Origin of the sequence: Chryseobacterium sp. BLS98 (assembly GCF_001045445.1) — a bacterium.
Taxonomy (GTDB): domain Bacteria; phylum Bacteroidota; class Bacteroidia; order Flavobacteriales; family Weeksellaceae; genus Chryseobacterium.
The window spans coordinates 803,171-825,351 of the sequence record NZ_LFNF01000002.1 but is presented as its reverse complement, the minus strand read 5'-3'; the positions used below and the strand labels follow the sequence as shown (position 1 = coordinate 825,351).

Below are 22,181 nucleotides of genomic sequence, written 5' to 3'. Positions count from 1 at the left end.
TATTTTTTGAAAGTAAAATAAGTCAGTTTAATTAATGATGGAATAAAGTATGCTTAATCTGTTAAAAATAAAGTATATAATTAGGAACGTTGCTTCAAAGCATCCAATTGTAATTCTTTAATAGAAATCTCCCGCATTTCCACTTTTCTGATTTTCCCCGAAATGGTCATAGGAAATTCATCTACAAATTTCCAGTATTTAGGAACTTTATAATGAGCAATTCGTCCCTTGCAGTATTCTAAAAGCTCAGTTTCCGTTACATCAAATCCCTTCCGGACTTTTACCCAGGCCATTACTTCTTCCCCGAATTTTTCACTCGGAACCCCGATGATCTGAACATCCAGGATATTAGGATAGGTATACAGGAAATCTTCAATTTCTTTAGGTGAAATATTTTCTCCACCGCGGATGATAAGGTCTTTGATTCTGCCGGAAATTGTAATATAGCCACCATTATCCATTACGGCCATGTCTCCGGTATGCATCCAACGGGCATCGTCCAGTACTTTTTTAGTGTTTTCAGGATCATTCCAGTATTTTAGCATGACGGAATAGCCTCTGGTGCAGAGTTCGCCATGTTCACCCCGTTCCAGAATCTTTCCATTTTCATCTATAATTTTGATCTCAAGATGGTCCTGTACAGTTCCTACGGTACTGACCTGTTTTTCCAATGTTGTTCCTATCAGGGTTTGGGTGGATACAGGTGAAGTTTCTGTCATTCCGTAGCAGATACTCATTTCTTTGATATTCATCAGGCTTTCTACCTTTTTCATGATTTCCGGAGGGCAGACGGATCCGGCCATCACCCCCGTTCTTAAGTTTGAAAAATCGTAGGTATCAAAATCCTTAACTGCCAGTTCAGCGATAAACATCGTTGGAACCCCGTATAAAGACGTACATTTTTCTTCGGAAACTGTTTTTAAAGTAATATCCGGATCAAAGCTGTCGTTAGGGATCACCATACATGCGCCGTGAGTGGTACAGCATATGTTTCCGATTACCATTCCGAAACAGTGATAAAAAGGAACAGGAATGCAGACGCGGTCTTTCTCTGAATATTTTAAGCGTATACCAATGAAATACCCGTTGTTTAAAATGTTATGATGGGAAAGGGTAACGCCTTTCGGGAAGCCTGTCGTCCCGGAAGTATATTGGATATTGACAGGATCATCAAACTGGACATGCTCTTCAAAGCTGTGAAGCGTATCATCAGAAATATCCTGACCGTTGTTTAAAAAATCCTCCCAATTGTCGTCAAAGAAGATTTCGTGTTCCAGGCTGGGGCAGACTTCTTTTGCGTATTCTACCATCTCCCTGTAATTGCTTGTTTTAAAACTGAGAGAAGAAAACATCATCCGGATGCCCGATTGATTAATCACATAGGTAAGTTCGTGTGTTCTGTATGCAGGATTGATATTGACTAATATCGTACCTATACGGGCCGTGGCATATTGAAGTAACACCCATTCATAACGGTTTGAAGACCAGATTCCGATCCTGTCTCCTGCTTTGGCTCCTGAGAAGATTAAAGCCTTTGCAACAGCTGTTGTCTGGTTATAAAATTCCTGATAGGTAGCTCTGTAATCCTGATGAATACAGACTAAAGCTTCTTGGTTTGGATATTTTTCAACGGTCTTTTTAAGATTTCCCCCAATGGTTTGTCCCAGTAATGGAATGGTGGAAGCTCCATAGACGTAAGATAATGGCATAGTTTAAGATTTGGTGGAATAAAATTAATGAAAAATCTTGAACTGATGCCTGTTTGTCCTAATTTTCCTGAGAATCTATCTCTCTGAGCTGTTTTAAGTTTCTATCCAGTTTTCTGATGATAATTCCGTACACAAGCCTGTAGTACAACCAGATCAAAAGTACACACAGTACGGTACTTACAATGATACCGATGATAACAATAATCAGGTTGGAATTGTCCGGCCGTACATTCTGGGAATTCAATGCATAGAAAATAAAGGCTGTAAACACAAAGGTAAAGGCAACCAGAAGAGCGATGCTGATCAGGATAAAAGCGTTGACTGTTTTCTTGAATTTAATGATTCGTATAATGAGCCCTTTGAGATTTTCTTCGATTTTTATTTTGCGGTAATTTTGGTAGAATTTTAAGACAAAATAAGCGGTAATCATCAGGCTTAAGATTTTTATAGCTAAATAAGCATGATCAAAATTAGTTTCTATTTCAGGAGCTTTCTGTGCTCCCAGCTTTTCCAGTATTTTACGGAAACTATCCGATTCCTCATCCTGAAAGAAATAGAATAGTCCCAAAACAGAAAAAAATAAAAATTCCACCACGCTGATCCAGAAAATATACTTCACATAATTGCGCGATTTTCTGTTCAGCATCTGAAGGATTTCATTGCTGTCATATTTTGGTTGAACAGGCTGTTCCTGCCATGTTTTCTTAAAGCTGTCTAAATCAAAATCAGGCATATTTTTGCATCTGTTCTTTAAGGGTTTTCTTTAATCTGTTCATTTTCACACGTGCATTAACTTCGGTAATCCCGAGGTTTTCAGCAATATCCTTATAGGGCAGGTCATCAAGATACATCATTACAATTGCTCTTTCTATGTTGGGAAGGGTTTTGATCACGGTATACAGAAGAGAGATCTGCTGTTGTTTTTCGTCATCATCCTCTACAAAATCTTTATGGTTGATGTCCAGTTCGTTTGTAGGAAGGCTTTTGCTTTTTTTTCTGAAAAGAGTAATGGCTGTATTAAGGGCTACGCGGTACATCCACGTAGAAATTTTAGAATTACCTTTAAAAGAGTCGTAGCTTCTCCAAAGCTGGAGTACGATCTCCTGAAACAGGTCTTCTTCATCTTCAAGAGAATTGGTGTACAAGCGGGAAACTTTAATAATCAGGCCCTGATTATCCTTAATAAGCTGCGCAAATTCTTTTTCTCTGGAAGTCATAGTTATATAATGGCACGAAGATAATAATAATGTGTTGATTTGTTGATATGATGAGGGGTTAATTTGACGATGTGATGATTTGGCAATTTGACGATGCGAAGATTTGATGGTGGTTAAGCGTTGTTGAACTTATTGGTCCATTTTAATATTCAATTGGAGTAAACTCTAATCCATTCAACAAAAAATAAAAATCATCCGGCTTCAGCCAAAACCTAAAAACAATCAGCTCTCACATCTTCTCACATCGATTGCTGACCCATTTTTCACGCGCAACATTAACACATCAACAAATCTTCGCATCGTCAAATTGCCAAATCATCACATCGTCAAATCAACAAAATCACCAAATAATCCGTATCTTTGCAGCCGCGAGAAAATCGGCTTGTTGATTCCTGTTTCGGCAGGGGTAGGAAAGTCCGGACACCATAGAGCAGCAAAGCGGATAACATCCGTCACCCGTGAGGGTAGGACAAGTGCAACAGAAAGCAGGTACAGTTCGGCTGTAGTGAAACCAGGTAAACTCTTTGCGGTGCAATGATAAGTATATCGGTTCTTTTCAGCAATGAAAATAGGGGCGGCTCGTCCTGAAAGCCGAGGGGTAATCAGCTCAAGTCTTGCAGCAATGTAAGACGCAGATAAATAACAGGCGCTTCTTCGGAAGAACAAAATCCGGCTTACAGATTTTCTCGTGATTTTTATTCGATACAAACTTTTTACAATAAAAAAGCGGAGACCAGTCTCCGCTTTTTTCTATCTATGGATAAATACTGAAATAGGTCACCTTTCCGGTGGATGTGGTAATGGTAAACCATTCTGCTTCTATCCCGCTGCTGGCGCCAATCTGATAGGCGTTTGCTGTCACACCCGCATTGATTGCAACAGCAGGGTCTCCCACAAGAAAGGAATCAATGGCATTTCCTGCGCTGTCACGAAGTACAAAATGAAATGATGCCCATTCATTGATAGCTGACATCGTAGATGTTATAAAATTATGATTATAAGGATATGATGCGTTGTTGTTTGTATTGGTAGGATCAGTCACATTCCATTGCATCATGTTCATAGGGAAAGGTGCCAGGCCGGTAGTTCCGAAAGATGCGTAAGAAGAAGAAATTCCTCCCGGCATCGTATAGGTTCCGAATGTTCCGTTTGGAGAGGCATACATATATTTAATCAGTCCCGGGGTCGGGCTGCAGGTCATCAGTCTTCCTACGGCGTCGTAAGCATTGTAATTATTAAACACAAAAGAAGAGGTCTGGGCTGAGGAAAATATTCCTGCTAGGCCCAATAATAAAGCTGCTGTTTTTTTCATGGATAAATTTGTAGATAAGTTGTTGTATCAGTACCTGCTGTAATGGTAAACCATTCTGCGGAGCCATCCGGAGTGGAGAAATAATCTACACTGGTGACACATGTATTCGGGGTAGCATCTCCCAAATTCGTATTGAATCCGAATACTTTATTACCGGTTCCTGCGTAATACATGGCAAATTTAGAAGTGACCCACTTGGTATTATTGGCAATTACTCCGCCCGGTATAAGGCTGGGATGGTTCCATGATCTCACGGTTGAAGATGATGAGCTAAGTGTTACAAGCCAGTTATTAATAGGGTACAGGGAACTGCCGAACTGGTCTCTGTAATTATCTATCTTCCATGCAAGTCCGTTTCCCATGTGTGAGTTGGCAGGAACAATAATTGTAGCAGGGTCATTGTTGATGACAGCCGGAATACAGCCGCTAAGATTCATGGCCATGAGATTTCCGTGATAATCATGAGGGGAATAATTATTGAGGATGAACATCCCCTGGGAATAAGCGAACGACGTTGCCGTGATTCCCAATATGGTTAATAGCTTTTTCATTATTGATCAGATTTAATGTTTTTACGGATCTCATCACTTTTCTGCATATAGATCTGGGTAGCCCATACAATAATCTGGCTCATGTCGCCGCCGGTTTTTCTCATTAATTCAGTTTCTGTAATTCCTGTGGACAGGATTAGCTCTTTTGAAGCAGGAACAAGAAGAGCCTTTCTTCTGTCGCTCAGTTCCGAAGTATTTCTTTTTCTTTCCTCTTCGGTAGGTCTGTTTTGCGGATCACCAAGACTTTTAAAAGCTTTGTCGAAATTTTCCATTTGTGGAGTCTTCATAGTTTCCACGGTATTGACAGCGGTTCCTTCATTGTTGCATGAAACCAGAGTTAAAGCGGCAAAAGCTGCCGATAAAAAAAGTTTTTTCATAATTAATTAGAATTTAAGTTGAATTTTGATTAATAAAGCTGAAGATAGGTGGTCACCTGACTTCCGCTGGTAATGGTAAACATTTCCCCACTGTTCGCTCCGCTTGGAGTCGTAAAATAATCCGGATAAGTATAACATGGATTTCCCGCTATAGCTATATTGGCACTGAACCCAACAACATTATTATTGGTCCCTGCATAGACCATCCCGAATTTAGTGATGCCCCATCTCGTATTGTTTGAAAATGTGCCTCCGGGAACTAAAGCAGGGTGATCCCACGGTCTTACATTCGTCGTATTGGGAGAGGTTGCTACACTCCATTCAGCCATAGGATACAAAGAAGAAGTATACTGATCTCTGAAGTTATCATACTGGAGCTGGGTTCCGGTTCCCGTATTGGAATTGGCAGGCACTATGATAGGAACATTGTTGACCACTCTGGGATAGCATGGCGCAAACAAATTGTGTGCGATTACATCTCCCCTGTAATCATAAATTGTATAATTGTTGATAATAAGGGTTCCTTGTGCATAAGCAGCTATGGATGCGGCAATACCTAATATTGACAAAATCTTTTTCATCATCTATTTATCAGATTTAATGTTTTTACGGATCTCATCACTCTTTTGCATATAGACCTGGGTAGCCCAAACAATGATCTGGCTCATGTCACCGCCTGTTTTTCTCATTAGTTCCCCCTCTGTAACGCCTGTGGACAGGATTAATTCTTTTGAAGCGGGAACAAGAAGAGCCTTTCTTCTGTCGCTCAATTCCGAAGTATTTCTTTTTCTTTCCTCTTCGGTAGGTCTGTTTTGTGGATCACCAAGACTTTTAAAAGCTTTGTCGAAGTTTTCCATTTGTGGAGTCTTCATAGTTTCCACGGTATTGACAGCAGTTCCTTCGTTGTTACACGAAACCATAGTTAAAGCGGCAAAAGCTGCCGATAAAAAAAGTTTTTTCATAATTAATTAGAATTTAGGTTTGATTTTTTTTTGACTAATAAATTTGCAGATAAGAATAATCTACATTTCCTGTAGTGATATTGAACCACTCGGCATCCCCGTAAGGCGTTGAAATATAGCCGGTAGCTCCTGTACATGGATCAGGAGATTCTCCGATCAGTCCGCTGAAAGCCGGTTCCGGTGTGGAAGTTCCTGCAAAATACATCTGGAACTGTGAAGAGGCCCATTTTACATTTGAAGCAATAACTCCTCCGGGTGCTATACTTATATGGTTCCAGGCACGTACCTGGGTTGTGGTGGGGCTCAACTGTACTGTCCAGTTGGTAGTAGGATACGCTGAACCGGTAAACTGGTCTCTGAAATTTTTATAGGCAAGCTCATGACCGTTACCTGTATGTGAATTCGCAGGAACAGTAATCGTTGCGGGTGTACTTGAGGTTACATAGGGATAACATCCTCCTGAAAAATTGTGAGCACTGATATTTCCCTGGAAATCGTAAGTGGTAGAATAATTATTAACAATCATAATACTGCTTTGGGAATAGGCAGCTGAAAACAATGCTATTGAAAGAATGGTGAATATTTTTTTCATAAAGAATTCAAATTAATACAGTTGGATATAGGTATAGGTCGTTCCGCCGCTTGATAGCGTGAATATTTCTGCACTATTGTTACCTGTCGAACTCATCATACTGTCCGAGGCGCTGTAGCAAGTGGAGTTGCCTGCCAGCGTGATAGCACCGTTAAAATTATCCGGAGCAAGAGTGGTTGTTCCAGGATAGTACATTACGAATTTGGTAGTGGCCCATTTTGTATTGTTTGAAAGGACTCCGCCGGGCATTACGGCCGGATGGTTCCATAACCTTGGTATACCGGGTGCGGATGATGTACTGACGTGCCATTCCGTCATCGGGTACAGAGAAGAAGTGTATTGGTCCCTGTAATTGGTATATATCAATGCATTGCCATTACCTATATGAGAATTGGCGGGCACTGTTACCATATCCGGATTGTTGGAGCTGATGTAGGGATAACACCCTCCGGCAAAATTATTAGCTATTATGAATCCTTTGAAATCATATTGGGAATAATTGTTCAGTATAAGGGTTCCTCCTTGAGAATATCCAAGAGAAAATGCTGCTAGGCCTAATAATGTTAATATTTTTTTCATGATAATTATCTTTAAGATTTGATATTTTTTCTGATCTCATCGCTTTTTTGCATATAGATCTGTGTAGCCCATACAATAATCTGGCTCATGTCACCGCCAGTTTTTCTGGTCAGTTCAACTTCTGTAACGCCTGTGGAAAGGATAAGTTCTTTGGAAGCCGGAACAAGAAGAGCCTTTCTTCTGTCGCTCAGTTCGGAAGTGTTTCTTTTTCTTTCTTCTTCGGTAGGTCTGTTCTGCGGATCACCAAGACTTTTAAAAGCTTTGTCGAAGTTTTCCATTTGTGGAGTCTTCATGGTTTCCACCGTATTGACGGCAGTCCCTTCATTAGAGCATGATGCCAGAGTTAATAGGGCAAAGGCCGATGATAAGAATAGTTTTTTCATAAGTAGTTAAATATTTTTTAGACGTTAACTTCAGGGTGTTTAATAGATTTGGAAATAGGTAACCAGTCCGCCCGGTGTTGTGATGGTAAACCAGTCTGCAGAAACAGTGGTGTTGGGCCCTGTCTGGCTCGAACTTAAGAAACCGTTGGAAAGAACCGGATCTCCTACCTCAAAAGTATCATACGTATATCCCGTAGTATCTGTAAGCCTGAAAGCGAAGCCCATCCATTCATCGACAGGAGTAACGGCTGTGATGATAGGATGGTTGTACGGATAATTGCCGGTATTGGAGCTGTTTAAAGGATCAATATAATACCATCCGGGAATGGGAATAGGATTCGGGCTGCCTGTATTATCAAATTTGGTGTACTTCGTGTAGCCTCCTGCAGGAATAGTATACACTGAGTAAGGAGGATTCGGAAGGGCATACATATAGGGTTGAGACGATCCCGTGCCGGCTGACCCTACCGTCATAAACCTTCCTTCAGCATCATAAGCGCTGTAATTATTGATCACCATTAAGGAAGATTGTGCAGAAATACCTATTCCTGCCAGTATCCCTAGAATAACAGTTAATTTTTTCATACTTTAATAAATTGAATGGTTAGTTTTATTTATCGGATTTAATATTTTTTCTGATCTCATCGCTTTTCTGCATATAGATCTGGGTAGCCCATACAATAATCTGGCTCATATCGCCGCCGGTTTTTCTGGTCAGCTCAGCTTCTGTAATACCTGTAGAAAGGATGAGTTCTTTAGAAGCCGGAACAAGAAGAGCCTTTCTTCTGTCGTTCAGTTCGGAAGTGTTTCTTTTTCTTTCCTCTTCGGTAGGTCTGTTCTGCGGATCACCAAGACTTTTAAAAGCTTTGTCGAAGTTTTCCATCTGTGGGGTTTTCATAGTTTCCACCGTATTGACAGCAGTGTTTTCGTTATGGCACGATGTTAATGTAATTATGGCTATCATGGCCGATAAAAGAATTTTTTTCATGATTAATTATATTAGAATAAAGATTAAAATAGGTTTGAATTTAGGCACAGAAAATCCTCAGAGAGCAAAAAACACTGCTCGCTGTAACAAAAATGTAAAAAGACAGCTGCAGAACAGCTGCCCCTTTTTTAAAAGATCTGCAGGTAAGTGGTCGGGCCGCTAGGCGTGGTTATGGTAAACCAGTCTGCACTCGAAAAAGCTCCTGTTCCTGAAGTAGTAAATCCTGAATATACAACGGGATTCCCAAGCTGATACATGTCAGTTCCTAAAGATGGATCTGTCAGCCAGAAATGGAATCCTCCCCATATATTGGAAGAATTCATTACCGATGCAATAAAAGGATGGTTGTACGGGTATGTTCCGCTATTGGCAGGGTTGACAGGATCTGTAACATACCATGTCGTAATAGGAAGAGAAGCTGTACCTGATGTGCTGAATGTATTGTATTGTGTCATAGCTCCCGCAGGAACGGTGTAAGTTCCGTAAGGAAAGTTAGGAGCTGCGTACATATAAGGGCCGGGTGTGCCCGGTGTACCGGTGCGGAGCCTGCCTACGGCATCATACGCACTGTAATTTTGTATAATCAGGGGAGAGTTCTGGGCAAAAGAAAGAACTCCTGCCAGGGCTGATAAAAGTAATGCTGTTCTTTTCATAGTAATATAAGGTGAGTGATTTATTGGATGACAAGATAAGTATAGACTGTTCCGCCTGAAGTGATGGTGAACCACTTGGAGCTTCCGTAAGGTGATGAATCTATATAATCAGGAGCACTGATGCAAGGATTGGCAGCATCTCCGATATCTCCGTTGAAGAAAGTTTCCGGCACAGAAGTTCCGGCATGGTACATCTGGAATTTAGACATAGACCATCTTGTATTATTAGAAATAACACCGCCGGGCATCAGGCTGGGATGGTTCCATGGTCTTGTTGTGGCTGCAGAACCTGAAGCGAGAGTAACTTCCCACGAAGAAACCGGAAAGGAAGAAGATGAGAACTGGTCTCTGTAATTTTCGTATTTTGCTGTAGCACCTGCCGGTACCACCACAGGATAAGGATCTTTGGAAGTAACGTAAGGGTAGCACCCTCCGGCAAAATTATTGGCATAAATTATTCCATGAAAGTCATAGTTGGTGGTGAAATTCTGAATGATCAGCATTCCTCCCTGAGCATATGCAGAAGAAACAAAGCATATGCCGAGCAGCAGTAAAAACTTTTTCATGATTATTTCTCAGATTTTAAGTTTTTACGGATCTCATCACTTTTCTGCATGTAGATATTGGTAGCCCAGACGATGATCTGGCTCATATCACCCCCTGTTTTTCTTTCCAGCTCAGCTTCTGTAATACCGGTAGATAAAATCAGTTCTTTGGATGCAGGCACAAGGAGGGCCTTCCTTCTGTCGCTCAGTTCAGAAGTATTTCTTTTCTTTTCTTCTTCAGTAGGTCTGTTTTGTGGGTCGCCTAGACTTTTGAAAGCTTTGTCGAAGTTTTCCATTTGAGGAGTCTTCATGCTTTGTACAGTATTTACAGCTGTTCCCTCATTATTACAGGAGATAATGCTTATTATAGCAATTGCTGATAATAATAAATGTTTTTTCATAGCTAAAGTTTAATGATTAGGGGTCAAAAATTAATTTTTGATAAATTTATGAAAAAAACTAATATGTGCAACATATTATTCACTTTTTAGTGTCTTCTACATTAAATTTATTTTACCCTATTTAGCTACGACGTAATAATTTACACTTATGTATTATTCACTTTCAAGTGTTTTCTTGGCTTCGGCAAGCTCTGTTTTCTCCTTTTCTCCAAGTTGCGGATACTTCAGATTCATCTTCTCCAGAGTATCAATAATGATCTGTATAGCGGCTACTCTTGCAAACCATTTATTGTCTGCGGGAAGTACATACCACGGAGCATAATCCTTTGATGTTTCATTAATAGCATTTTCATAAGCCTCCATATATTTCGGGAAAAGAGCTCTTTCAGGAAGATCTCCTGCAGAAAATTTCCAGTTCTTCTCCTGTTCGTTAATCCTGTCTAAAAGTCTTTTCTTCTGCTCATCTTTGGAAACATTTAAAAATATTTTAACCACAGTTGTTCCATTCTGTGAAAGATGCTTTTCGAAATTCCGGATACTCTCATACCTGTTTTCCCAGAATTTTGCATCAAAGTCCTTTACAGAAGACCACGTTTTCTCGCTGAGGTTGTATTCAGGATGAACCTTACATACCAATACACTTTCATAATGGGAACGGTTAAAAATTCCGATCATTCCTTTCTGGGGAAGAGCCAGGTAATGTCTCCACAGGAAATCGTGGGAATATTCCTTTGTGCTTGGAGCTTTGAAGCTGGTAACATTACAGCCTTGTGGATTTACCCCTCCGAAAACGTGCTCTATCAGGCTGTCCTTTCCTGCTGCATCCATGGCCTGAAGAATAACAAGCAGCGATTGGCTCCCATCGGCATATAGCTTTTCCTGCAGCTCCCGGAGCTTTTCTTTTTCTGCGATTAAAAGCTGTTCGCCTTCTTCTTTTGTGAGTTTTCCTTTATATTCTGTTGAAGTTTTTTTTATTGAAAATTTTCCTTTAATCAGGAAGTCATCTGAAAAATTGGTGTCCATAGATTTGATATATTTTAACCTAAATGTAATAAAAAAACCGTCTTCATTGAAGACGGTTCTTTTATTTTTTAGTAGAGATTACTTTGCTGCTGCTTTTTTAGCAAGTTTAGCAGCTTTCTTCTCAGCTTTTGCTGCTGCTTTCTGCTCTTCAGCTGTTAATGGCTTAGGCTCAGGAGCGTTAGCATCAACATTACCTTTGATGTAGATTACGCTTCTGCTGTTAGCAGGATCATTAGAGAAAACTTCGATCATTTTATTGAAAGGTCCGTTAATAGCAGTGTTGTATCCTACTTTAATTTTAGCAGACTTTCCTGGCATGATCGGATCCTGGCTGAATTCAGGAGTTGTACATCCACAAGAAGGCTTTACGTTAGAAAGGATCAAAGGCTTGTCACCTGTATTCGTTACAGTAAAGAATCTTGTACCATCAGCACTTGGTTTAATAGTACCGTAGTCAAAAGTCGTTTTGTCAAACGTAATGGTTTGTGCAGATGCCAGTGCAAATGTTCCAAATAATGCAATTCCTGCAATTAATTTTTTCATATTCTTGAATGTTAATATGTTTGTTAGATAAATTTTGAGAAACAAAGTTAAAAATTATTTTAATTCATACTTAAAATTTTTTTTCTTTAGACTATTTTTGCAAATTGTAAGCAAAAGAAATAGAATTTATGCAGATTTCAGAAAAGTACAATCCACAGGAAACTGAACAGAAATGGTACAACTTCTGGATGGAGAACAAATACTTCCATTCGGAACCTAATGACAAACCGCCATATACTGTGGTAATTCCTCCGCCAAACGTAACGGGGATATTACACATGGGGCATATGCTGAACAATACCATTCAAGATGTTCTCGTCCGCCGTGCAAGAATGCAGGGCTTCAATGCCTGCTGGATTCCGGGCACAGATCACGCTTCAATTGCCACTGAAGCCAAAGTTGTTGCTAAACTGAAGTCTGAAGGGGTCAGTAAATCAGATATTACCCGTGAAGAATTTTTAAAGCACGCGTGGGAATGGACCGACAAATACGGAGGAACAATCCTTGAGCAGCTGAAAAAGCTCGGCTGTTCATGTGACTGGGACAGAACCCGTTTCACCATGGAAGACAAGCTTTCCAAGCAGGTAATCAAAAGCTTTGTAGATTTATATAATAAAGGATTGATCTACAGAGGGTACAGAATGGTAAACTGGGACCCGGAAGCCAAGACTAATATTTCTGATGAAGAAGTAATATTTAAAGAGCAGAACGGAAAATTATATTTCCTTAAATATAAGATTGAAGGCACGGAAGAGTTTCTTTCCGTAGCTACAACACGTCCCGAGACTATTTTCGGGGATACTGCAGTGTGTATCAATCCTAATGATGAAAGATATGCCCATCTTAAAGGTAAGAATGTAGTTGTACCGATTGTAAACAGGGTAGTTCCAATTATTGAAGATGAATATGTAGACATAGAATTCGGAACAGGAGCCTTGAAAATTACACCGGCTCATGATATCAATGACTACGAGATCGGTCAGAAGCATCAGTTAAAAATGATTGATGCACTGGATGATGACGGGAATTTGAACGAGCATGGTTTACATTATGCAGGGAAAAACAGATTTGAAGTAAGAAAACAGATCGCGAAAGAACTTGAAGAAAAAGATCTTTTGTTAAAGGCAGAAGACTATGTTAATAAAGTAGGAACTTCGGAAAGAACAGGGGCTGTTATTGAACCTAAGGTTTCAGTTCAATGGTTTTTGAAGATGTCTGAAATTGGCAAGCCGGCTTTGGACGTGGTAATGGATGATGAGGTTAAGTTTTACCCTGAAAAGTTTAAAAATACCTACAAGCACTGGATGGAAAACATCCGTGACTGGAATATTTCCCGCCAGCTTTGGTGGGGACAGCAGATTCCTGCATTCTATTATGGAGAAGGGGAAAATGATTTTGTAGTTGCAGAAACTATCGAGGAAGCATTAGCCTTAGCCAGGGAAAAAACAGGAAACCCGAATCTAGGCACATCGGATCTGAAACAGGACGAAGATGCTCTTGATACCTGGTTCTCCTCATGGTTATGGCCAATGTCCGTATTTGACGGTTTGCTTGATCCTGAAAATAAGGATATTAACTATTACTACCCAACTTCTGATTTGGTAACAGGTCCGGATATTATTTTCTTCTGGGTAGCCAGAATGATTATGGCCGGATTGGAATACAGAAAAGAAGTTCCTTTCAAGAATGTATATTTTACAGGGATTGTAAGAGATAAGCAGAGAAGAAAGATGTCTAAATCTTTAGGAAACTCTCCTGATCCGCTTGAATTAATTGATAAATACGGTGCAGACGGTGTACGGGTAGGAATTTTATTGAGCTCTGCGGCAGGAAACGATCTTCTTTTCGATGAAGATCTTATGCTTCAGGGAAGGAATTTCATGTCGAAGATCTGGAGTGCATTCAGATTGATCAATCTATGGAATCATGAAGATAAACCTGCGAACTCAACAGAATCACAAGCCATGGAATGGTTTGAAAATAAATTAAATAAAACAATCATTGAGATCAATGATCAGTTTGAAAAATTCAGAATTTCAGATGCCTTACATTTAATTTATAAACTGATTTGGGATGATTTCTGCGGTTGGTATCTTGAAGCCATTAAACCAAATTACGGAGAAGGAATTTCTAAAGAAGTTTACCACAAAACAGTTGAACTTTTTGAAGAATTAATGAAGTTGGTTCATCCGTTTATGCCTTTCCAGTCAGAAGAAATCTGGCAATTAATCTCTGAAAGAAAAGTTGAAGAAGCATTGGTTATTGCTCAGCAGAAAAAAGCAGGAACATTTAATGAAAATATCATTAAAAACTTTGAGACTGCGGCAGAATTAATTTCCGGAGTTAGAAATTACCGTCAGACAAAAGGAATCTCTCCAAAAGAAGCAGCGGAAATTTATACAAACGCTTCAGAGTTTGCAAACGAATCTGTCATTAAAAAACTGGCAAACGTTTCTGAAATTCATTTTGGAACAAAAACAGATAAACCAAGCTTTACATTCCTTGTTGGGGCTACAGAAGTTTCTATTCCTTTAAGTGAAAACCTGGATTTAGGAGAAGAGAAAATAAAAACAGAAGAAGAATTAAAATATCTAAAAGGATTCCTGATTTCTGTTGACAAAAAGCTTTCCAACGAGAAATTTGTAGCCAATGCAAAACCTGAAATTGTAGAGGTAGAGCGCCAGAAACAAAAAGATGCTCAGGATAAAATTGCCATTTTGGAAGATAAACTGAAAAGTTTGTAAATTTAAAAGATAGGCAGTAAGTTTGTCGGAATGTCAGGCTGAGCACAGATGAAAAATCTGCGAACGAAAGTTCACGAAGCCTGTTCTTAAAATGAAACAATACTTTGTATATATTTTAAAATGTTCCGACGGCTCTTATTATACAGGAGTTACCAATGATGTTGAGGTCAGATTATCTCAGCATCAGTCAGGAAAATTCCCTGAAAGCTATACTCACAAAAGAAGACCGGTTGAACTAGTCTTCTTTTGTGAATTTAATGATGTTACTCAGGCTATTTCATTTGAAAAGCAAGTGAAAGGCTGGAGTCGAAAGAAAAAAGAAGCCATTATCAATGATAATTGGGAAAAACTGAAGGAATTATCTGTTTGTCAAAATAAAAGTCATTCCGATAATTTTGAAAATAAAGAAGGCTTCGACTCCGCTCAGCCGGACAATTTAAACAACAAAGAATAAATGACACACCTGGAAAACATAAAAAAACTATTCTCAAAAAACTTCGTGGAAAGCCCGTTATTGGAAAGCTTTGAAGTTGGGAAACTCTATCTTTCAAGCGGAAAGCTAGTGGCCTGTGATCCTCTCATCACGAATGATATGCTTCCGTTTTCTACAGAATTTCCGAAAGGGAATTTTTCTGTTTTGCTGCATAAAGAAAGAGAGAGTAACTGTGTAGCCTATGCAGAGGTTATTTTTAGTAGCGCAGCGATTGAAGAATGGAAAATGGCTGTCACTGAAGGGCAGGATGTAAAGGACCTTGCGGAAGAAGAAGTCTTCGGATACCCGGTAGAAAGCGGAATGGGATGCCTGATGGATGTGGATACCCAGAACAGCCTTAATGAGCTTGAAAAAAGACTATACCATAGCAAAGGCGCAGATTTCATGGGAATCTATGAAGAATTTTTTCATGAGTATTTCTTTGATGAGAAAGGAGCTATAGATCAGTATGCATTCCTGAAGCCGGCAGATGAACATCCCGGAACTATTTTTGCCTTTGAAACTGGTTACGGAGAAGGTTTTTATGCCAGCTATATTGCTTATGACAAAGATCACAAGCCCGTGAAGATAATTACAGAATTTATTGAAATAAGTTAATTAAATTAGTTATTTTTGAAACCTAGTTTTCTGAATATTATATTAAACTAACATAAAAGCACCAATGAAATTCTCATCAGAACAACCCAAAATTATTGTTGTAGGCAGCTCTTCAATCGATCTGGTTTTAGAGACCGAAAAAATTCCCCATTCCAATGAAACGGTTTTAGCCATTAATTCAGATAGCTATTTTGGCGGTAAGGGGGCTAATCAGGCGGTAGGTGCTGCCAGACTTGGAGCAAGCGTCTATTTTATCGGATGTGTGGGGATGGATCCTCTTGGCCAGCAGATCATGAGAAATCTCGTAGGTGAAGGTGTTAATGTAGGATTTGTCCATGAAACCGATGCGGAATCTACAGGGACAGCTTATGTAACGACCAGCAATGGGAATGCGGCGATTGTGGTAGTTCCTGCTGCTAATAAATATCTTAGCATACAGCATGTAGAAGATGCGGACCGCTATTTTCACAGCGTAGACCTTATTCTCGTTCAGCTTGAAGTAGCCATGGAAGTAGTAGAATATACCATAAGAAAGGCCAAAAAATATGGCAAGAAAGTAGGTCTTTATGCTTCACCGGCAATGAGGATCAGTAAAGATATTATTGATAATGTAGATTTTATCGTTACCAAAAGCAGTGAACTTCATACTGTTTTCGGAGAAGAAAAAAGAGAAGAAATCCTTAAAAAATACTTTAATAAAGTTTTTGTAAGGGACGATACCAATTCCACGATCTATTTTGACGGGACGGAAATGAAGTATTACAGAAATGATAAAGATGAAACCGTTTACAAAATGGGAATGGGAGATGCCTTTACTTCAGGATTCGCTATAGCACTTTGTCACGGGAACTCCATTGAGGACTGTGTGAAGTTCGGAAATGAGGTTTCTTCAAGAGTTTCCGGGGGGAAAGGTTCGCAGACGGGACTCCCGAGAATGTCGGACTTCCTTTCCTAAAGCTATTTGTCACATATCGAAAGTTACAAAGTTAACATAAAAAGATAAGTAAAATCTCCACTTTTATAGTGGATTTTTTCTTTTTCACTATGGAAAAACTGGAACTTATTACAAAAGACGGTGTATCTCTGGCAGTTCATCTTTTCAGGCCTGAGAAAAGCAATGGTAAGCTGCTTCTGATCAATTCTGCAACAGGCGTAAAGCAGCAGGTTTATTTCTCATTTGCCCGTTTCTTTGCAGAGCATGGCTTTACGGTGATTGCTTATGATTACCGGGGAATTGGTCTTTCAAAGCCTGAAAAAATGAAAGGTTTCAGAGCTTCCATGAGGATTTGGGGCTCAGAAGATTATAAAACATTAACGCGGTATATCAAAACAGAATTTCCTGAATATAAAAAATACTGCCTGGGACACTCGGTTGGGGCATTGATCCTTGGGATGAATGAAGATTCCACTATGTTTGATGAATTTATTTTCGTGGGAACCCAGAATGCATTTGTCGGAAATCTAAAACTGGGGACCAAAGTTGAAGCCTATCTCGGGTTTGGAATTGTTCAGCCCTTAACCACCGGATTGTTAGGCTATTTCCCGGCAAATTGGTTTGGATTGGGAGAAAGTCTTCCAAAAAATTGTGCATATGACTGGAGAACCTTAATTTTAAACAGGAAATCAACCAACAAGCTGTTGGAAAAAATTGATGACTATTCTAAAAAATTGACACAAAAAGTGTTTGTGATCCGGGCGGAAGATGATGTGTGGCTGACAGAAAAAGGAGTATTAAGCCTTTTGAATAATACCTACCCCAACCTCAGGCCCTCCTACAGGCTCGTGAAAACATCTGAATCCGAAAAAAAAGAAATCGGACACATCAATTTTTTTAGAAGTTATAATAAGAAACTCTGGAACATTATTTTAAACGAACTGACGGATAAATGAAAAGTACGATCGAAAACACCGTAGAATTTGTAAAAGAAAAGTTGGAAGGTGCTGAAGCAGGCCACGACTGGTATCACATTGAAAGAGTATGGAAATTGTCCAAAAAAATAGCCGAAACCGAAGACTGCAATAAGGAAGTGGTGGAGCTGTCTGCATTGCTGCATGATATTGCCGATCCTAAATTCCATAACGGAGACGAAACCATAGCTCCGAAAATAGCAGGAGAATTCCTGAAAAGCCAGAATGTTTCGGAAGAGGTAATAGAAAAGGTATTATTTATTATTAAAAACATTTCTTTTAAGAACAGGGGCGAAATGCCGGCTGAGCTTCCTGCTGAACTTAAGATCGTACAGGATGCAGACCGGATAGATGCGATTGGCGCTATTGGAATAGGAAGAACGTTCAACTTCGGAGGCTTTAAAAACAATCTGATGTATGATCCTGAAATTCAGCCAAGCCTGAATATGTCCAAAGATGAATACAAGAAATCTAACGGTACCACCATCAATCATTTCTACGAAAAACTGCTGCTTTTAAAAGATCTGATGAATACCCGGAAAGGGAAAGAGCTGGCTCAGGAAAGACATGATTATATGCTGGGATTCCTTGACCAATTCTACAAAGAATGGAATGTAGATTAAGATTCCTCTGAAAAATCTTAAATCAGTATCTTTGCAGTATGGTATTTATCATTTTTGTGATCTTCTGGGCTTGTGTTATTTCTTTGGTTTTATTTAAAGTAAAATCAGGAAAGACTGCAAAATGGGCGAAACTGTTCCGGATTCTTACGGTCGTTTTTTCTATTTCAATCTTTACCTATTGGTTCATTAAAAAAAGTGCGGTAAGTTTTGTAGACAACTCAGTGGGGCTTCAGGTAGTGAATAAACTGCCCCAGACACTGGATTTTTACCTCATTAAAGTAGATACTGCCAAAAACGGAAATTTAGAGCCTAAGCATATCGGGAAAATACGTCCGGAATATTACAGGATAGAATATCTTAAAATGGACAAATCCGATGAATACTGGATTATAGGATATCTTGGCAAAAAAAACATGGTGTATTTCTCCCAGCATGCGGTTCCGAATAAAAATATAGACCAGATTGTAGAAGTTCAGAATTATATCAACCAAAGTGTAAAACTTTCAGAAACTGCAAAAAAACAGCTGGAAGCCTATAATTATGAAAATACAAAGCTGGGAATCTGGGTCACTTTAGACCTTCTTCTGCTTTTCCTGAATCTCGTCCTTTTATTGAGAAAAAATAAGGAATAAGTAATGGGTAATAAGTAATTCTTTAAACCAATAGTTTAATATTACTTATTACCCATTACTCATAATATTACATTAAGGATAATCCAGGATCTGCATGATCTGCTCCTTAAATTCTTCAGGGCAGCTTTTGACCAGTTTGTCCTTATTCTGTTTACTGATCTGGTGAGGCTCCAGCCATTCAGTGCGGTTGACGCTCAGGCTGTGATTGTCGTAAACTCTCTTGATTCTATGATCTTCATAGAATGTATATTCATCACCAAGCCAGTTGTTGGTAATGCTGATGGTACAGATTTCTTTTTCCATGGCATTTGTATTTTAAAACAGCCTGTTGTGTTATGAACAGCAGTCTATTCTAAATTACTAAATTTTTCCCACAAAAAACAGTTTTTTCGCGTTTTATTAAAAAATGGAGTATGTTTTCCTGCTTTTAGAACAGCGTTCCATTATTATCTGAAGCCATTTGCGGAATATGAAGATCTGTTTTCCATTCTTCATTCATCTTTTTAATAAAATAGGCGGATAATAGCGGAGATGCTTTTTCAATGTTCTGATGAACAAAGAAATAAACGTTCTGCAGTCCCTCTTTTTTCCATTTTGTCAGGCGTTTCATCCAGTCATCCAGTCTATCATAGTCGCTTTCAGCATTGGCTCCTACATATCTTATAAATGCATTGGGAGTGGTAAGCCGCATATGTAGCATATCCCTTCTTCCGGCAGTATCCACTATGATATTGGTAATATGATGGGCTTCAAAAAGTTCGCAGGTTGTATTGAAGATCTCTTCATCAGTAAACCATTCTGTATTACGAAGCTCAATAGCTAGCGGGACTTCTTTGGGCCAGTCTTTCACAAATTTTTCCAGCCTGTCATAATCCTTAGGTTTGAAATTATCATGAAGCTGCAGAAAAACCATTCCCAGTTTTTGATCAAAATTCATTACAGCTGATGCAAAACTGGTAACAGGTTCGGTAACGTCAATCAACCTTCTGAAATGGGAAACCGTGTTGGTGATCTTTGGGAAGAATTTAAAATTGTCAGGTGTTTTTTCTTTCCATACCGCAACCTGCTCAGGAGTAGGCATTCCGTAAAAAGTAGCGTTCAGCTCAATAGAATTAAACTGTTTGGCATAGTAGGTCAGTTCGTCTTTGGTGCCCTTAGGGTAAAATCCTTTCAGGTCGGTTTTGTTCCATTTTGCACATCCTATGGAAATATTTTCAAGTCCTTTTTTATTCTGATTTAAAATTTCCTTGGTTCTTGAATGATCTTTTGGAAGCGTAAAATCTATTTTTGACGGGTCTTCTACTTGGCCGAATTTCATAGCTGAAGTTTTTAAAAAATTAAACTTATAAACAAATATAAAACAAAACCGCAGAAACTTTCTGTGGTTCCATCAAATTAATTTGATAAATATTTTTATTTTATCGGTATCGCAACAATACTCACATTGTCATTAGCAGCTGCTCCAAATTGTCCATTATAGGAGGAGCTAACAATATTTGTTAATAGTCCGGTTAAGACTACAGTGTATGAACCCGGAATTAGCTTAAGAGACATATTGGGAGTCGTATTCATATTTCCTGTTGTTCCACCTGAAGGGCTGGCTCCTGTATAAATACCGGAACTCGGACCATAGGCAGTTCCTGTAGTTATTGTAGAACCTGCAGGCACTGTTGTAAACTGCCAGAAAACCCGATATAGTCTTGGTACACCATCTGTAATTGCAGCTCCTGTAGTGGTTGTCATGCTTGCTGAAACATTGGCGCTGAAAGTCACTAAAGAAGGCCTGGTCAATGTAAAATTAAACGTACTTAAATTAGTGTTAACACCAACATTAGTACCACTAGGTACTGTTATCGTTGCTGATGTAGCCACAGCGTCTGTACCATCTGCTCCGATAAGTATACTGACATCACTCGTGCTTAATGAACGTCCCCATTTTGCACCGTCATTGATATATTCACCGGGATAGACCTCATTACCTGCAGATGATGTATTGGTTGCCGTATTATATACTTTCATCCCTGCAACATGTGCAGAAAGCGGAGAGGCATTATTGGTTGCAGTCAAAGCTAATCTTGGCAATAGCAGACCTTTTGAAGCTGAGCTTAATTCTAACAGTGCATTGGTATTGGGTGCTGTAGTTCCTATACCTACATTCCCTCCATTAATAACCGTAAGGGCTGTGGTTCCGTTGGCCATAAGGTTGACAGGAGCTGTACTTCCTGTAGATGAACCTAAGAACAGTCCGGTAGAAGTTCCTCTGATGGAAACTTGCGCTGCCGATCCTACATCCTGAAAAATATCAAGGAAAGAAGCGGCATTGGAAGACCATGTCATAGCAGCACGGCTGGTTCCCTGAATAGTTCCCTGGCCATCAGTAGCTGTATGAAGAATTCTGAAAAAAGGACCGGTTGCAGTATTCTGGAACCTTAAAAAATTGGTTCCCATTTCAACCGTTCTGTTTCCCGTAAGTGTTCCGTCTGAGTTATAAATATTAACATCATTTCCTGTATTTATTTTTACCCAGACCGATCCGTCGAATGAATAATATCCTACTGCATTTATATTGACAGCGGTTCCTGTTTGGGTTCCTGTTGCAATGCTATTCACATAAATGAGGGTAGAAGTAGGAATAGAAGCCATACTTTGTGCTCTTTGTCTGTCTACACGGGGTATCAGCAAACCATCTACATTTGTAGTGGTTCCTGTTGTATTCTTGGCAGTTACATCTAATGTTGCTGCTGGAGTAGTTGTATTAATACCTACTTGTGCGGAATAAAATAACGGGAAAATTACTATCCCAAATAATAAGTTTTTTTTCATTTTTGTTTATTTATATTTAATTGATTTTTTATATAGAGCTGAAAAGACATTAATGGTTTTCAAAATATTAATGCTTTTTGTTCAAATCAAATTGCGAATGGATTTATAATATTATTCAGACTTCATAAGAGCCGTCAAATATTATAACTAATTTATGTACAGGTTGTAAATTTTAAATAATTGGTGCAGAAAGTTTTACAAATCAGTATTTCGCAGTTAAATTATGTAGAAAGTATAGTGAATAATGTTTTGTGTATTTCCTTTTAGCATCTAATATCAAAAACTTGCGAACGAGTCTGTCAATCTTATTTGTATTTTAAAATACAAACGCTGGAGAAGGGATGTAATGTAAAATTTAATTCCATATGTGTTTCTTTTTCTTAACATAAAGTTAATAAATATTTTTATACAAGTAATTTTATTTTTAATTATTTGGTAAATAACCTATTAGATGCATAAGATCGGTTTCTACTTGCCCAAATTTCATAGCTGAAATTTTAAAAAATTAAATTTATAAATAAAAAAT

At 38.9% G+C, this 22,181-nt stretch carries 28 protein-coding genes and 1 other RNA gene; 8 read left to right on the top strand and 21 right to left on the bottom strand.

The window, feature by feature from the left end:
- Positions 1-80 precede the first annotated feature (80 nt).
- The 3 genes from ACM40_RS08690 to ACM40_RS08680 are packed head-to-tail and all read right to left on the bottom strand — an operon-like array spanning position 81 to position 2,926.
- On the bottom strand, positions 81-1,709 hold the full coding sequence (locus ACM40_RS08690) for an AMP-binding protein (RefSeq protein WP_048502419.1): 1,629 nt from the start codon (positions 1,707-1,709) through the stop codon (positions 81-83).
- Positions 1,710-1,767: 58 nt separating this feature from the next.
- Positions 1,768-2,442, bottom strand: a complete 675-nt coding sequence (locus tag ACM40_RS08685) for a hypothetical protein (protein ID WP_048502418.1) — start codon at positions 2,440-2,442, stop codon at positions 1,768-1,770.
- Complete coding sequence (locus tag ACM40_RS08680) at positions 2,435-2,926, bottom strand: RNA polymerase sigma factor (RefSeq protein ID WP_040998000.1); 492 nt, start codon at positions 2,924-2,926, stop codon at positions 2,435-2,437. The genes ACM40_RS08685 and ACM40_RS08680 overlap by 8 nt, the downstream gene beginning before the upstream one ends.
- 369 nt (positions 2,927-3,295) lie before the next feature.
- On the opposite strand from ACM40_RS08680, the gene rnpB reads away from it, so the two are divergent.
- Positions 3,296-3,619: RNase P RNA component class A (rnpB, locus tag ACM40_RS20185), an RNA gene on the top strand.
- A gap of 61 nt (positions 3,620-3,680) precedes the next feature.
- On the opposite strand, the gene ACM40_RS08675 is transcribed toward rnpB, so the two are convergent.
- The 15 genes from ACM40_RS08675 to ACM40_RS08605 form a co-directional block, all read right to left on the bottom strand.
- A complete protein-coding gene (locus ACM40_RS08675; protein ID WP_048502417.1) occupies positions 3,681-4,238 on the bottom strand; it encodes a hypothetical protein in 558 nt (185 codons plus the stop codon).
- Positions 4,235-4,789 carry a hypothetical protein gene (locus ACM40_RS08670; RefSeq protein WP_048502416.1) on the bottom strand — a complete coding sequence of 185 codons (555 nt, stop codon included), beginning with the start codon at positions 4,787-4,789 and terminating at the stop codon, positions 4,235-4,237. The genes ACM40_RS08675 and ACM40_RS08670 overlap by 4 nt, the downstream gene beginning before the upstream one ends.
- Positions 4,789-5,166 (bottom strand): hypothetical protein, encoded by a 378-nt coding sequence (locus tag ACM40_RS08665; RefSeq protein ID WP_048502415.1) that lies wholly within the window; start codon positions 5,164-5,166, stop codon positions 4,789-4,791. Before ACM40_RS08665 ends, ACM40_RS08670 begins: the two co-directional genes overlap by 1 nt.
- Before the next feature lie 29 nt (positions 5,167-5,195).
- Entirely contained in the window at positions 5,196-5,750 is a 555-nt protein-coding gene (locus ACM40_RS08660; protein ID WP_048502414.1) for a hypothetical protein, read from the bottom strand.
- On the bottom strand, positions 5,751-6,128 hold the full coding sequence (locus ACM40_RS08655; RefSeq protein ID WP_048502413.1) for a hypothetical protein: 378 nt from the start codon (positions 6,126-6,128) through the stop codon (positions 5,751-5,753).
- A 34-nt stretch (positions 6,129-6,162) separates the two neighbouring features.
- Complete coding sequence (locus ACM40_RS08650) at positions 6,163-6,720, bottom strand: hypothetical protein (RefSeq protein WP_048502412.1); 558 nt, start codon at positions 6,718-6,720, stop codon at positions 6,163-6,165.
- Positions 6,721-6,732: 12 nt separating this feature from the next.
- Entirely contained in the window at positions 6,733-7,299 is a 567-nt protein-coding gene (locus ACM40_RS08645) for a hypothetical protein (protein WP_048502411.1), read from the bottom strand.
- A gap of 11 nt (positions 7,300-7,310) precedes the next feature.
- Positions 7,311-7,682, bottom strand: coding sequence for a hypothetical protein (locus ACM40_RS08640; RefSeq protein WP_048502410.1), 372 nt, complete (start codon positions 7,680-7,682; stop codon positions 7,311-7,313).
- 39 nt (positions 7,683-7,721) lie between these two features.
- The gene (locus ACM40_RS08635) at positions 7,722-8,267 is read right to left on the bottom strand and encodes a hypothetical protein (RefSeq protein WP_048502409.1); all 546 of its coding nucleotides are present in this window, start codon (positions 8,265-8,267) and stop codon (positions 7,722-7,724) included.
- Between the two features lie 25 nt (positions 8,268-8,292).
- On the bottom strand, positions 8,293-8,670 hold the full coding sequence (locus ACM40_RS08630) for a hypothetical protein (RefSeq protein ID WP_048502408.1): 378 nt from the start codon (positions 8,668-8,670) through the stop codon (positions 8,293-8,295).
- 128 nt (positions 8,671-8,798) lie between these two features.
- Entirely contained in the window at positions 8,799-9,323 is a 525-nt protein-coding gene (locus ACM40_RS08625) for a hypothetical protein (RefSeq protein ID WP_048502407.1), read from the bottom strand.
- Positions 9,324-9,343: 20 nt separating this feature from the next.
- Entirely contained in the window at positions 9,344-9,889 is a 546-nt protein-coding gene (locus ACM40_RS08620) for a hypothetical protein (RefSeq protein ID WP_048502406.1), read from the bottom strand.
- A 2-nt stretch (positions 9,890-9,891) separates the two neighbouring features.
- Entirely contained in the window at positions 9,892-10,269 is a 378-nt protein-coding gene (locus ACM40_RS08615; RefSeq protein ID WP_048502405.1) for a hypothetical protein, read from the bottom strand.
- 153 nt (positions 10,270-10,422) lie between these two features.
- Positions 10,423-11,292: a polyphosphate kinase 2 family protein gene (locus tag ACM40_RS08610; protein WP_048502404.1), complete on the bottom strand. Its 870-nt coding sequence runs from the start codon at positions 11,290-11,292 to the stop codon at positions 10,423-10,425.
- A 78-nt stretch (positions 11,293-11,370) separates the two neighbouring features.
- On the bottom strand, positions 11,371-11,835 hold the full coding sequence (locus ACM40_RS08605) for a DUF1573 domain-containing protein (RefSeq protein ID WP_040997965.1): 465 nt from the start codon (positions 11,833-11,835) through the stop codon (positions 11,371-11,373).
- Between the two features lie 128 nt (positions 11,836-11,963).
- On the opposite strand from ACM40_RS08605, the gene ACM40_RS08600 reads away from it, so the two are divergent.
- The 7 genes from ACM40_RS08600 to ACM40_RS08570 all read left to right on the top strand — a co-directional run bounded on the left by ACM40_RS08600 (position 11,964) and on the right by ACM40_RS08570 (position 18,832).
- Positions 11,964-14,579: a valine--tRNA ligase gene (locus tag ACM40_RS08600; RefSeq protein WP_048502403.1), complete on the top strand. Its 2,616-nt coding sequence runs from the start codon at positions 11,964-11,966 to the stop codon at positions 14,577-14,579.
- 91 nt (positions 14,580-14,670) lie between these two features.
- Positions 14,671-15,033, top strand: coding sequence for a GIY-YIG nuclease family protein (locus ACM40_RS08595; RefSeq protein ID WP_048502402.1), 363 nt, complete (start codon positions 14,671-14,673; stop codon positions 15,031-15,033).
- Entirely contained in the window at positions 15,034-15,669 is a 636-nt protein-coding gene (locus tag ACM40_RS08590; protein WP_048502401.1) for a DUF4241 domain-containing protein, read from the top strand. It begins immediately after the preceding gene.
- Positions 15,670-15,733: 64 nt separating this feature from the next.
- A complete protein-coding gene (locus ACM40_RS08585; protein ID WP_048502400.1) occupies positions 15,734-16,624 on the top strand; it encodes a ribokinase in 891 nt (296 codons plus the stop codon).
- 89 nt (positions 16,625-16,713) lie between these two features.
- Positions 16,714-17,559 carry an alpha/beta fold hydrolase gene (locus ACM40_RS08580; RefSeq protein ID WP_048502399.1) on the top strand — a complete coding sequence of 282 codons (846 nt, stop codon included), beginning with the start codon at positions 16,714-16,716 and terminating at the stop codon, positions 17,557-17,559.
- The gene (locus ACM40_RS08575) at positions 17,556-18,200 is read left to right on the top strand and encodes an HD domain-containing protein (protein ID WP_048502398.1); all 645 of its coding nucleotides are present in this window, start codon (positions 17,556-17,558) and stop codon (positions 18,198-18,200) included. The genes ACM40_RS08580 and ACM40_RS08575 overlap by 4 nt, the downstream gene beginning before the upstream one ends.
- A 38-nt stretch (positions 18,201-18,238) precedes the next feature.
- Positions 18,239-18,832 (top strand): hypothetical protein, encoded by a 594-nt coding sequence (locus tag ACM40_RS08570; protein ID WP_083996816.1) that lies wholly within the window; start codon positions 18,239-18,241, stop codon positions 18,830-18,832.
- 72 nt (positions 18,833-18,904) lie between these two features.
- Here the strand turns inward: ACM40_RS08570 and ACM40_RS08565 are convergent, their stop codons facing one another.
- From ACM40_RS08565 to ACM40_RS20175, 3 genes are all read right to left on the bottom strand, one after another.
- Positions 18,905-19,135 carry a hypothetical protein gene (locus tag ACM40_RS08565; RefSeq protein ID WP_048502397.1) on the bottom strand — a complete coding sequence of 77 codons (231 nt, stop codon included), beginning with the start codon at positions 19,133-19,135 and terminating at the stop codon, positions 18,905-18,907.
- Between the two features lie 124 nt (positions 19,136-19,259).
- Entirely contained in the window at positions 19,260-20,150 is an 891-nt protein-coding gene (locus ACM40_RS08560; RefSeq protein ID WP_048502396.1) for a DUF72 domain-containing protein, read from the bottom strand.
- Positions 20,151-20,245: 95 nt separating this feature from the next.
- Positions 20,246-21,655 (bottom strand): hypothetical protein, encoded by a 1,410-nt coding sequence (locus ACM40_RS20175; protein WP_053077105.1) that lies wholly within the window; start codon positions 21,653-21,655, stop codon positions 20,246-20,248.
- Positions 21,656-22,181 lie beyond the last annotated feature (526 nt).

Excerpts from the sequence above, each read along its gene's own strand:
- ACM40_RS08680 (WP_040998000.1), bottom strand. The coding sequence starts at position 2,926 with ATGACTTCCAGAGAAAAAGAATTTGCGCAGCTTATTAAGGATAATCAG.
- ACM40_RS08600 (WP_048502403.1), top strand. The coding sequence starts at position 11,964 with ATGCAGATTTCAGAAAAGTACAATCCACAGGAAACTGAACAGAAATGG.
- ACM40_RS08575 (WP_048502398.1), top strand. The coding sequence starts at position 17,556 with ATGAAAAGTACGATCGAAAACACCGTAGAATTTGTAAAAGAAAAGTTG.
- ACM40_RS08565 (WP_048502397.1), bottom strand. The coding sequence starts at position 19,135 with ATGGAAAAAGAAATCTGTACCATCAGCATTACCAACAACTGGCTTGGT.
- ACM40_RS08665 (WP_048502415.1), bottom strand. The coding sequence starts at position 5,166 with ATGAAAAAACTTTTTTTATCGGCAGCTTTTGCCGCTTTAACTCTGGTT.
- ACM40_RS08630 (WP_048502408.1), bottom strand. The coding sequence starts at position 8,670 with ATGAAAAAAATTCTTTTATCGGCCATGATAGCCATAATTACATTAACA.
- ACM40_RS08615 (WP_048502405.1), bottom strand. The coding sequence starts at position 10,269 with ATGAAAAAACATTTATTATTATCAGCAATTGCTATAATAAGCATTATC.
- ACM40_RS08570 (WP_083996816.1), top strand. The coding sequence starts at position 18,239 with ATGGTATTTATCATTTTTGTGATCTTCTGGGCTTGTGTTATTTCTTTG.
- ACM40_RS08660 (WP_048502414.1), bottom strand. The coding sequence starts at position 5,750 with ATGATGAAAAAGATTTTGTCAATATTAGGTATTGCCGCATCCATAGCT.
- ACM40_RS08610 (WP_048502404.1), bottom strand. The coding sequence starts at position 11,292 with ATGGACACCAATTTTTCAGATGACTTCCTGATTAAAGGAAAATTTTCA.
- ACM40_RS08655 (WP_048502413.1), bottom strand. The coding sequence starts at position 6,128 with ATGAAAAAACTTTTTTTATCGGCAGCTTTTGCCGCTTTAACTATGGTT.
- ACM40_RS08620 (WP_048502406.1), bottom strand. The coding sequence starts at position 9,889 with ATGAAAAAGTTTTTACTGCTGCTCGGCATATGCTTTGTTTCTTCTGCA.
- ACM40_RS08590 (WP_048502401.1), top strand. The coding sequence starts at position 15,034 with ATGACACACCTGGAAAACATAAAAAAACTATTCTCAAAAAACTTCGTG.
- ACM40_RS08650 (WP_048502412.1), bottom strand. The coding sequence starts at position 6,720 with ATGAAAAAAATATTCACCATTCTTTCAATAGCATTGTTTTCAGCTGCC.
- ACM40_RS08635 (WP_048502409.1), bottom strand. The coding sequence starts at position 8,267 with ATGAAAAAATTAACTGTTATTCTAGGGATACTGGCAGGAATAGGTATT.
- ACM40_RS08605 (WP_040997965.1), bottom strand. The coding sequence starts at position 11,835 with ATGAAAAAATTAATTGCAGGAATTGCATTATTTGGAACATTTGCACTG.
- ACM40_RS08580 (WP_048502399.1), top strand. The coding sequence starts at position 16,714 with ATGGAAAAACTGGAACTTATTACAAAAGACGGTGTATCTCTGGCAGTT.
- ACM40_RS08595 (WP_048502402.1), top strand. The coding sequence starts at position 14,671 with ATGAAACAATACTTTGTATATATTTTAAAATGTTCCGACGGCTCTTAT.
- ACM40_RS08685 (WP_048502418.1), bottom strand. The coding sequence starts at position 2,442 with ATGCCTGATTTTGATTTAGACAGCTTTAAGAAAACATGGCAGGAACAG.
- ACM40_RS08675 (WP_048502417.1), bottom strand. The coding sequence starts at position 4,238 with ATGAAAAAAACAGCAGCTTTATTATTGGGCCTAGCAGGAATATTTTCC.
- ACM40_RS08640 (WP_048502410.1), bottom strand. The coding sequence starts at position 7,682 with ATGAAAAAACTATTCTTATCATCGGCCTTTGCCCTATTAACTCTGGCA.
- ACM40_RS08585 (WP_048502400.1), top strand. The coding sequence starts at position 15,734 with ATGAAATTCTCATCAGAACAACCCAAAATTATTGTTGTAGGCAGCTCT.
- ACM40_RS20175 (WP_053077105.1), bottom strand. The coding sequence starts at position 21,655 with ATGAAAAAAAACTTATTATTTGGGATAGTAATTTTCCCGTTATTTTAT.
- ACM40_RS08560 (WP_048502396.1), bottom strand. The coding sequence starts at position 20,150 with ATGAAATTCGGCCAAGTAGAAGACCCGTCAAAAATAGATTTTACGCTT.
- ACM40_RS08690 (WP_048502419.1), bottom strand. The coding sequence starts at position 1,709 with ATGCCATTATCTTACGTCTATGGAGCTTCCACCATTCCATTACTGGGA.
- ACM40_RS08625 (WP_048502407.1), bottom strand. The coding sequence starts at position 9,323 with ATGAAAAGAACAGCATTACTTTTATCAGCCCTGGCAGGAGTTCTTTCT.
- ACM40_RS08645 (WP_048502411.1), bottom strand. The coding sequence starts at position 7,299 with ATGAAAAAAATATTAACATTATTAGGCCTAGCAGCATTTTCTCTTGGA.
- ACM40_RS08670 (WP_048502416.1), bottom strand. The coding sequence starts at position 4,789 with ATGAAAAAGCTATTAACCATATTGGGAATCACGGCAACGTCGTTCGCT.